This is a genomic window from Pseudomonas sp. B2021 (genome assembly GCF_018135665.1).
GTDB classification, from domain to species: Bacteria; Pseudomonadota; Gammaproteobacteria; order Pseudomonadales; family Pseudomonadaceae; genus Aquipseudomonas; species Aquipseudomonas lactis.
Map to the genome: position 1 here is coordinate 1 of NZ_SMOF01000039.1, position 298 is coordinate 298.

Here is a 298-nt window from a genome sequence, read left to right on the forward strand (position 1 = left end):
GACCTTCGGGTTATGAGCCCGACGAGCTACCAGACTGCTCCATCCCGCGTCTGTGGGCGGCATTCTACAGCCCAGCGGCAGGGTGTCAACCGTTAATGAGCCGATCGCTGAAATAAGCGCTAATTATTCTGAAATCAAGGTGTTGGGCGCATTGTGCAGGCAAAAACAGACGCGCACAAAAAAGGCCACTCTTTCGAGTAGCCTTTTTTGATGTTTGGTTGCGGGAGCCGGATTTGAACCGACGACCTTCGGGTTATGAGCCCGACGAGCTACCAGACTGCTCCATCCCGCGTCTGTG

Annotated in this window: 1 tRNA gene; it reads right to left on the bottom strand. The window is 54.7% G+C overall.

Annotated elements, in window-relative coordinates:
- Positions 1-215: 215 nt before the first annotated feature.
- Positions 216-292: transfer RNA gene (locus E1K68_RS27570), tRNA-Met, on the bottom strand.
- Positions 293-298: the final 6 nt, after the last annotated feature.